This is a genomic window from Streptomyces sp. 5-10, from assembly GCF_014712245.1.
GTDB classification, from domain to species: Bacteria; Actinomycetota; Actinomycetes; order Streptomycetales; family Streptomycetaceae; genus Streptomyces; species Streptomyces violaceusniger.
Genome location: NZ_JACVYG010000113.1, coordinates 1 through 10881 on the forward strand (window position 1 = coordinate 1; position 10881 = coordinate 10881).

Annotated in this window: 1 protein-coding gene; it reads left to right on the top strand. The window is 73.6% G+C overall.

Annotated features, from left to right (window positions below; genetic code table 11):
* On the top strand, positions 1-10881 hold a 10881-nt coding region (locus IEJ02_RS46905), incomplete at both ends, for a type I polyketide synthase (protein WP_191070372.1).

The following is a 10881-nucleotide window of genomic DNA, read 5'->3' on the forward strand; positions in this document are numbered from 1 at the left end:
GGTGGCGGCGGTGAACGGGCCCTCGGCGGTCGTGGTCTCCGGTGACGCGGAGGCGTTGGACGAGCTGCTGGCCGTATGCGAGGGCGAGGGGAGCCGGGCGCGGCGTGTTCCGGTGGATTACGCCTCGCACTGCGCCCATGTGGAGGCCATCGAAGATGAGCTTCGGCAAGCCCTCGCGGGGATCAGCCCTCGGTTGTCGTCGGTGCCCTTCTATTCGACGGTGACCGGCGGTGCGTTGCACACCGAGGACCTGGACGCGGGGTACTGGTACCGCAATCTGCGTCAGACGGTGCGCTTCGACGAGACCGTCCGGGTCCTGCTGGCCGACGGTTTCCAGGTGTTCATCGAGGCCAGCGCCCATCCGGTGCTCACCATGGGCGTGGAACAGACCGCCGAGGACCACGGCACCCGCGTCACCGCCGTCGGTTCGCTGCGCCGCGACGAAGGTGGCCTGGAGCGCTTCATGACCTCCCTGGCCGAGGCGTACGTGGGCGGCGCGTCCGTCGACTGGGCGGGGATGTTCGCGGGGACGGGCGCGCGGCGCGTCGATCTGCCGACGTATGCCTTCCAGCGCACCCACTTCTGGCTGGAGTCCGAGACCGTCGAGACCGCCGGTGATGTGGCATCGGTGGGGCTGGATTCGGCCGGGCATCCGTTGCTGGGCGCCGCCGTGCCGCTGCCCGACTCGGACGGTTTCCTGCTCACCGGCCGACTGTCGCTCCGTACCCACCCCTGGCTCGCCGACCACGCGGTGCTGGGCCGGGCCATCCTGCCCGGTACGGCGTTCGTCGAGTTGGCGTCGCGGGCCGGTGACGCGGTCGGCTGCGACCGGTTGGAGGAGCTGACGCTGGAGGCGCCCCTGGTGCTGCCCGACGAAGGTGCGGTCCAGGTGCAGCTGGTCGTGAGCGGGCCCCGGCCGGACGGACAGCGCGAGTTCAGCGTGCATGCCCGCCGTGACGACGTCGCGAACGCGTCGTGGACGTGCCACGCGAAGGGCATGCTGGCCCTGAACTCCACCGCCGTCGACGGGACGACGGGCCCGGCGGACTTGACGGCATGGCCACCCGCCGACGCGCAGGCGGTCGAGATCGCGGGCTTCTACGAGGACGTGGCGGCCACCGGGCTGGCGTACGGGCCGGTGTTCCGAGGGCTGCGTGCCGTCTGGCGCAAGGGCGACGAGGTCTTCGCGGAGGTGGCGCTGCCGGAGGGGGCGCGCGCCGACGCGGCCCGGTTCGGGCTGCATCCCGCGCTGCTCGATGCGGCGCTGCACGCGTGGCTGGTGTGCGCCGCCGCCTCGCCTTCGGAGCGGGACGGGATCCGGCTGCCGTTCGTGTGGAGCGGTGTGTCCTTGCACGCCACCGGGGCGACTTCGCTGCGGGTACGGCTGGCCCGTGCGGGCACAGATGGGATGTCCGTCCTGGTGGCCGACGCCGCCGGAACGCCGGTGGCGACGGCGGAGGCGCTGGTCACCCGGCCGGTCTCGGAGGCACAGCTCGCGCCGTCCGCCGACGACGGCGAGTCGCTGTACCGGGTGGAGTGGATCGCGGCGCCCGCCACCAGCCCGACGTCCACCACGACCCCGACGTCCACCACCACCCCGGCCCCCGCCACTGACCGGTGCGCCGTGGCCGGACCGGACCCCTTCGGCCTGGCCAGGGCGTTGAACGCGGCCGATGGATCGGTGGAGGAACACGCCGACCTCGCCGCTCTCGCAGCACATGTGCGATCCGGCGCTCCCATGCCGGACCTGGTGTTCGTGACCGTGTCCTCCGCCCCCGGCGAGGACGTCGTCCCGGCGACACACGCCGTGGCCCACCGGACCCTGGACATGGTGCGGGCGTGGCCGGCGGAGGACGGGTTCGCAGCGTCCCGGCTGGTGTTCGTCACCCGGGGCGCGCTGGCGACCGAGGACGGTGCGGACCCGCGCGACCTGGCCGCGGCCCCGGTGTGGGGGCTGGTGCGGTCGGCGCAGGCCGAGCATCCGGACCGTTTCGTCCTGCTGGACGTGGACGGCGCCGAGCCATCGCTCGCCGTGGTGCACCAGGCGGTATCCACCGGGGAGCCGCAGCTCGCCGTGCGCGGCGCCGAGGTGCTGGTGCCACGTCTGGCACCCGGCGCCGCGAGGGGTGTGCTGACGCCACCGGATGGCACGGCGGCGTGGCGGCTGGAGGCGTCCGGAGCGGGCACGCTGGAGGGGCTGGCGCTGGCCACGGCCACGGACGCCACCCGGGAACTCGGCGAGCACGAGGTGCGGGTCGCCGTGCGCGCCACGGGCCTGAACTTCCGCGATGTCCTCATCTCCCTGGACATGTATCCGGACGAGGCCATGATGGGTGGCGAGGGTGCCGGTGTGGTCGTGGCCACCGGCCCCGGTGTGACGTCCCTCGCCGTCGGCGACCGGGTGATGGGGCTGTGGTCCGGTGGTTTCGGGCCGTTGGCCGTGGTGGACCACCGCACCCTGGTGCGGATCCCGGACGGCTGGTCCTTCACCGAGGCCGCGTCCGTCCCCGTGGCGTTCGTGACGGCCTTGTACGCGCTGCGGGAGCTGGCGGGCGTACGGCGCGGTGAATCACTGCTGGTCCATTCCGCCGCCGGTGGCGTGGGAATGGCGGCGGTGCGGCTGGCGCGGGCCTGGGGCGTCGAGGTGTTCGCGACCGCGAGCGAGGCCAAGTGGGACGTCCTGCGCGGCCTCGGGCTGGACGAGGCGCATATCGCGTCGTCGCGCACGCTGGAGTTCGAAGAGCGGTTCAGGGACTCGTCCTCGGGTCGCGGTGTGGATGTGGTCCTGGACTCCCTGGCCGGTGAGTTCGTGGACGCGTCGCTGCGGCTGCTCGCCGAGGGCGGGCGGTTCATCGAGATGGGCAAGACGGATGTGCGGTCCGCCGACGCGGTGGCCGCGGCCCATCCGGGCGTGCTGTACCGGGCGTTCGACCTGGCCGAGGCGGGCCCCGAGCGCATCGGGGAGATGCTCGCGGAGATCGTGTCCCTGTTCGAGCGTGGTGTGCTGGAGCCGCTGCCCGCACGCGTGTGGGATGTGCGCAGGGCTCCCGAGGCGTTCCGGTTCATGAGCCAGGCGCGCCATGTGGGCAAGCTGGTGCTGAGCGTTCCGGCCGCGCCGGCCCCGGAGGGGACCGTACTGATCACCGGCGCCGGTGGCGTCCTGGGCGGACTGATCGCCCGGCATCTGGTGGCGGAGCACGGCATCCACCGGCTGCTGCTGGTCAGCCGCCGTGGCCGCGCGGCCGGGAGCCTGACGGAGCTCGAGGCCGAACTGACGGCCCTGGGGGCTTCGGTCACGATCGCCGCCTGCGATGTCGCCGACCGCGACGCGCTGGCCGACCTGCTGGCGGACCTCCCCGACGGACACGGCCTGACCGGTGTGGTCCACGCCGCGGGCATCCTGGACGACGGAACGGTGGCCTCGCTGACACCGGAGCGGCTCGACGCGGTGCTGCGCGCGAAGGTCGACGGGGCGTGGCATCTGCACGAGCTGACGCGCCGTTTCGATGTGGCCATGTTCGCCCTGTTCTCGTCGACCGCCGGTGTCCTGGGGTCCGCGGGACAGGCCAACTACGCCGCCGCCAACACGTTCCTGGACGGACTGGCCCAGCGGCGCCGGGCTATGGGCCTGCCCGGAGTGTCGCTCGCCTGGGGCCTGTGGGCCGAGCGCACCGGAATGACCGGACACCTCGGCCAGGCGGACCTCTCGCGGATGACACGGGTCGGACTGGTGCCGTTCCCCACCGAGGACGGGCTGCGGCTGTTCGACACGGCCGGTCGGCTGGCCGAGGGTGTGGTGGTGCCCGCCCAGCTCGACCTCGGCCACCTGGCGGCCGCCGCCGACGCCACGCCCGTACCCCCGTTGCTCCACGGACTCGTACGACGGCCCGTCGCGCCCCGGCGCGCCTCGGCCCAGGAAGACCCCGGCTCGCGTGAGGCGCCGCTGGCGCGGCGGCTGGCCGGGCTCGGCCAGGGGGAGCGGCAGCGAACGCTGCTGCGTCTGGTCCAGGAACACGCCGCCACGGTCCTCGGCCATGGCACGGCATCCGCGGTGGTCACCGACCGCGGCTTCCTGGAGCTCGGCTTCGACTCGCTCACCGCGGTCGAGCTGCGCAACCGGCTGAACGCGGCCACCGGGCTGCGGCTGCCCGCCACCCTCATCTTCGACTACCCCACGCCCGCCGCGCTGGCCGGACACCTGGGGGAGGAGATCAACCCCGTGGCGGCGACGGACGACCCGTCGGACGTGGCCGCCGAACTCGACCGGCTGGAAGCCGCGTTGCTCGGAACGGACACGGCAGCCGACGACGCCACCCGCCCGATGGTGGCCGAGAGGCTGAAGCGCCTGCTGTCCCACTGGGACGGGGACCGTGGCGGCCCGTCGCCGTACGGCCCGGCCGGTGGCCCCGCCACCGGTCCCGGCGACGCGGACGACGTCGCCGAGCACCTGGAGACGGTGGCGGACGACGTCGCCGAGCACCTGGAGACGGTGGCGGCCGACGAGCTCCAGCGCCTCCAGGACGTGGAGTCCGCGGCCCGCGAACCGATCGCGATCGTCGGAATGAGCTGCCGGTTCCCCGGCGGGGTGCGCTCCCCCGAGGAGTTCTGGCGGCTGCTGAGCGGGGCCGAGGACGCCATCACACCGTTCCCCGACGACCGCGGCTGGGACCTCGGCTCGCTCTACGACGCGGACCCCGACCGGCCCGGCACCTCCTACGCGCGCGAGGGCGGATTCCTGCACGACGTGGGCGACTTCGACGCCGACTTCTTCGGGATCTCACCGCGTGAGGCGCTGGCGATGGACCCCCAGCAGCGGCTGCTGCTGGAGACCTCGTGGGAGGCCGTCGAACGGGCGGGCATCGACCCTGCCTCGCTCAGGGGCAGCCGGTCCGGAGTGTTCGTCGGGGCCGTGGCCCCCGACTACGGGCCCCGGGTGCACGAGGCCACCGACGGCGTCGAGGGCCACCTGGTGACCGGCAGCGCCATCAGCGTCGTGTCCGGGCGCGTGGCCTACTCCCTGGGCCTGGAGGGCCCGGCCGTGACGGTGGACACCGCGTGTTCCTCGTCGCTGGTCGCCCTGCACCTGGCCGTACAGGCCCTGCGCCAGGGGGAGTGCTCCCTCGCCCTGGCCGGTGGCGTCACCGTCATGGCCACGCCCGGCACCTTCATCGGCTTCAGCCGGCAGCGCGGGCTCGCGCCCGACGGCCGGTGCAAGCCCTTCGCGGCGGCGGCCGACGGTTTCGGGCCCGCCGAGGGCGTCGGCATGCTGTTCCTGGAGCGGCTCTCCGACGCACACCGCAACGGGCACCCCGTGCTGGCCGTCGTCCGGGGCACGGCGACCAACCAGGACGGCGCGAGCAGCGCGCTCTCCGCCCCCAACGGCCCCTCCCAGCAGCGGGTGATCCGCCAGGCGCTGGCCAACGCCGGGCTCACGGCCGGGCAGGTCGACGCCGTCGAGGCGCACGGGACGGGAACGAAGCTGGGCGACCCCATCGAGGCACAGGCCCTGCTGGCCACCTACGGCCGTGAGCGCGCCGCGGACCAGCCGCTGCTGCTGGGGTCGGTCAAGTCGAACATCGGACATACACAGGCGGCGGCCGGTGTGGCCGGTGTGATGAAGATGGTGCTGGCGATGCGCCACGGGATGCTGCCCCGCACCCTGCACATCGACCAGCCGTCCCCCCACGTGGACTGGTCGGCGGGCACCGTCGAGCTTCTCACCCGGGCCACGGCATGGCCCGAGGGTGAGGAGCCGCGCCGGGCCGGTGTGTCCTCGTTCGGCATCAGCGGCACCAACGCCCACGCCATCATCGAGCAGGCGCCGCCGCCGGCCGCTACCGACGCCGCTCCCGGTGCGGACGTGGCGAGCGTGGCGGAGGAAGCGGCGGTGCCCCCGACGGCGCTGCCGCTCGTCCCCTGGCCGCTGTCCAGCAAGTCCGAGGCGGCGCTGCGCGCCCAGGCCAGGCGGCTGCTGGACCACGTGGAGCGGCACCCGGAGGTCGCGGCCGAGGACATCGGACTGTCCCTCGCCACCACGCGGACCGCCTTCGACCACCGCGCGGTCGTGCTGGCCGCGGACCGTGCGGAGGCCGCACGGATCCTGGCCGGCCACCTCGCGGGCCGGGGCACCTCCGGACTGGTCGAAGGCGTCGCCAAGCGCAGTGCCGGGGCCGCCTTCGTCTTCCCCGGCCAGGGGTCGCAGTGGGTGGGCATGGCGGCCGGGCTGCTGGATTCCTCGCCGGTGTTCGCCCGGCGGATCGACGAGTGCGCGGCGGCCCTGGCGCCGCATGTGGACTGGTCGCTGGTGGAAGTCCTCAGTGACCCCGCGGCGCTGGAGCGGGTGGATGTCGTACAGCCTGCCCTGTTCGCGGTGATGGTGTCGCTGGCGGAGCTGTGGCGCTCGTACGGCGTGGAGCCATCGGCCGTCATCGGCCACTCGCAGGGTGAGATCGCGGCGGCGTGTGTGGCCGGTGCGTTGTCGCTGGAGGACGCCGCGCGCGTCGTGGCCCTGCGCAGCCAGGCCCTGCGGGCGCTGTCCGGGCGTGGTGGCATGGTGTCGGTGTCGCTGCCCGTGGAGCGCGTACGGGAGCGGCTGGCGGCATGGGGCGAGCGGCTGTCGGTGGCGGCGGTGAACGGCCCCTCGGCGGTCGTCGTCTCCGGCGACGCCGACGCGCTGGACGAACTGCTGACGGCGTGCGAGGCGGACGAGATCCGGGCGCGCCGCGTCCCCGTGGACTACGCCTCGCACTCCGCCCACGTCGAGAGCATCGAGGACGAGATCCGGCGCACCCTCGCCGGGATCGCCCCGCGCTCCTCCGCGGTGCCGTTCTACTCCACGGTGACCGGCGGTGTGCTGAACACCACCGAGTTCGACGCCGGTTACTGGTACCGCAATCTGCGCGCGACGGTGCGTTTCGACGAGACCGTACGGGTACTCCTCGACGAGGGATTCCAGACGTTCGTGGAGGTCAGCGCGCATCCGGTGCTCACCATGGGCATCGAGCAGACGGCCGAGGTCCACGGCACCCCCGTGGCGGCCGTCGGCTCGCTGCGCCGTGACGAAGGCGGCCCGGAACGGTTCCTGACCTCCCTGGCCGAGGCCCACGTCGGCGGCATGGCCATCGACTGGCGGACGGTGTTCGCCGGAACCGGTGCGCACCCCGTCGACCTGCCCACCTACGCCTTCCAGCACCAGCGCTACTGGCTCACCTCGGCCACTACCGCGCGCCCCACCGACGGCGCCCCGGCCGAAGACAGCGCGGACGCGCACTTCTGGCAGGCCGTGGAGCGCGAGGACGCCGAGGCGCTGGCCGCCACGCTCCACGTCGAATCCACCGAGCAGCACGCCTCGTTGGGCACCGTCCTGCCCGCCCTCGCCCAGTGGCGTCGGCAGCGCCGCTCCGAATCGACCGTGGACGAATGGCGCTACCGCGTGATCTGGCGCCCCAAGAGCGGCACCCCGGCCGCCTCGCTCCCGGGGCCATGTCTGCTGCTGGCGCCCGGCTCCCGCACAGACGACCCGCTGGTCACGGCCTCCCGCGAGGCGCTCGCGGCACACGGCGCCGATGTCGTCCTCGTCGAACTGGGCGCGGACGACGCACACCGCGCCACGATGGCCGAGCGGCTGCGCGCCGCCACCGCCGACCACCCGCTGGACACGCTGTCCGGCGTGCTGTCACTGCTGCCGCTGGACGAACACCCGTCCCCCGACCATCCCGTGGCCACCACCGGCCTGACCCTGACCCTCGCCCTGATCCAGGCCCTCGACGACCTCGGCGTCCGCGCCCCGCTGTGGTGCGCCACCCAGGGCGCGGTGTCCATCGGCAGCTCCGATCCGCTCACCAGCCCCGCCCAGGCGACGGTGTGGGGTATGGGCCGGGTGGCCGGAGTGGAGTACCCGGACAGCTGGGGCGGGCTGATCGACCTTCCGCACACCATGGACGCCCGGGCCGGGGCCCGGCTCGCCGGAGTGCTCGCGGACGGCGGCCCCGAGGACCAGGTCGCGATCCGCGCCTCGGGCGTGATGCTGCGGCGGCTCGAGCCCGCACCCCTCGGGAACACCCCCGCGCCGCGCACCTGGAAGCCCCGCGGCACGGTCCTCATCACCGGTGGCACCGGCGCCCTCGGCACCCATCTGGCCAGGTGGCTGGCGGACAACGGCGCCGAACACCTGGTGCTGACCAGCCGCCGCGGGCTCGCCGCCCCCGGCGCCGAAGCCCTGGTCGCCGAACTCGCCGACCAGGGCACCCGGGTCACCGTCGCCGCCTGCGACGTGGCGGACCGCGCCGCGCTCCAGCGCGTCCTCGCGTCCGTACCCGACGACCGTCCGCTCACCGCCGTCATCCACGCCGCGGCCCATATCGACCTGGCCGGGCTTGGCGCCACGACCTCGGCGGAGTTCGCCCAGGTCATGGACGCGAAAGTGGCGGGCGCTGCCCATCTGGACCAGCTGCTGGGCGACACCCCGCTGGACGCGTTCGTACTGTTCTCCTCGGTGTCCGGGCTGTGGGGCGTGGGCGACCACGGCGCGTACGCCGCCGCCAACGCCTACCTGGACGCGCTCGCCGAGCGCCGGCGGGCGAACGGCCTGACCGCCACCTCGGTGGCCTGGGGAGTGTGGGACGCCACCGGCGACAACATGCCCGAGGCCCTGGACCTGGACCAGTTGCGGCGGCGTGGACTGCGGTTCATGGACCCGGCGCTCGGCATCGCCGCGCTGCGGCAGACGCTCGACCACGACCAGACCCACCTGGCGATCGCCGATATCGACTGGGAGAACTTCATCCCGGTCTTCACCTCCGCCCGCCCCAGCCCGCTGCTGGACGAACTGCCCGCGATGCGACGTATCGAGGAGGGTGCCGACACCGCCGGAGCGGTCGCGAACACATCGGCCGACGCCTCCTCGGGACTGCGGCAGCGGCTGACCGGGCTGACCCCCACCGAGCGTGAGCACACCGTCCTGGAGCTGGTGCGCGCGCAGGTGGTGGCCGTCCTGGGACACGCCACCTCGGACGCGGTGGACTCAGAGCGCGCGTTCAAGGACCTCGGCTTCGACTCGCTGACGGCCGTCGAACTGCGCAACCGGCTGAACGCGGCCACCGGGCTGCGCCTGCCCGCCACGCTGGCCTTCGACTACCCCAGCACCGCCGTCCTGAGCGAGCACATCCTCACCGAGCTGACGGGGGCGACGGCCGGCGAGGCGGACATCCCCACCCTCCCGCGGACGGCGGCGGGGGCGGAGATGGCCCGGGCCGTGCCCGTGGACTCCGACGACGACTCCATCGCCATCGTGGCGATGAGCTGCCGCTACCCGGGTGGCGTGTCCTCCCCCGAGGAGCTGTGGCAGCTCATCATGTCCGGCGGTGACGCGATCGGCGGGCTGCCGACCGACCGTGGCTGGGACATCGAGGGCATCTACCACCCGGACCCGGACGCGCCCGGCAAGACGTATGTGCGTGAGGGCGGTTTCCTCTACGGCGCGGGTGACTTCGACCCGGCGTTCTTCGGGATCTCGCCACGTGAGGCGCTGGCGATGGACCCCCAGCAGCGGCTGCTGCTGGAGACCTCCTGGGAAGCCTTCGAGCGTGCCGGAGTGCCCGCGCTCACGCTGCGCGGCAGCCGCACCGGCGTCTTCATCGGCTCCAACTACCAGGAATACGGGCCGCGTGTGCACGAGGCGCCTGAGGGCTCCGAAGGTCACCTGATGACGGGAAGCGCGGCCAGCGTCGTGTCCGGACGCGTCGCGTACGCCTTCGGCTTCGAGGGCCCCGCGGTGACGGTGGACACCGCGTGCTCCTCGTCCCTGGTGGCACTGCACCTGGCGGCGCAGGCGCTGCGGAACGGGGAGTGCTCACTGGCGCTCGCCGGTGGCGTCGCCGTCATGCCGAACCCCGGCGCCCTCATCGGCTTCAGCCGCCAGCGCGGCCTGGCGCTCGACGGCCGCTGCAAGGCGTTCGCGGGAGCCGCGGACGGCATGGGGCTCGCGGAGGGCGTCGGTGTGCTGCTGCTGGAGCGGCTGTCCGACGCCCGGCGGAACGGGCACCGGGTGCTGGCCGTGGTGCGGGGCAGCGCGGTCAACCAGGATGGCGCGTCGAACGGTTTGACGGCGCCGAACGGTCCCTCGCAGCAGCGGGTGATCCGGGCGGCGCTGGAGAGCGCTCGGCTGTCGGCCGCCGAGGTGGACGCGGTCGAGGCGCACGGTACGGGCACGAAGCTGGGCGATCCGATCGAGGCCCAGGCGCTGCTCGCGACCTATGGGCGGGAGCGGAGCGCCGAGGACCGGCCGCTGTGGCTGGGGTCGGTGAAGTCCAACATCGGTCATACGCAGGCGGCGGCGGGTGTGGCCGGTGTGATGAAGATGGTGCTCGCGATGCGGCACGGTGTGCTGCCGAGGACGCTGCACATCGATGAGCCGTCGCCGCATGTTGACTGGTCGTCGGGTGCGGTCGAGCTGCTGACGGATGCGGTGGAGTGGCCGGAGACGGATCGTCCGCGGCGTGCGGGTGTGTCGTCGTTCGGGATCAGTGGCACCAACGCGCACGTCATCCTGGAACACCTCCCGGAGGAGCAGCCCGTCGCCGGGCCGGTGACCGGCGAGCCCGAGGAGCCCGGGGAGTCGGCGCTCGTGCCGTGGGTGGTGTCGGCGAAGTCCGAGGATGCGCTGCGGGCCCAGGCCGAACGGTTGCTGACCTACGCCCGGGGTCGGGCCGGGGTGGAGGCGTCGGTGGCCGATGTGGCGTCGTCGCTGGTCACGACGCGTAGCGCGTTTGAGCATCGGGCTGTGGTGCTGGCTGCTGACCGGGCCGGTCTCGTCGATGGCTTGGAGGCGCTGTCGGTCGGTGACGTGGCGCCGGGTGTGGTGCGGGGTTCGGTGGTGCCGGG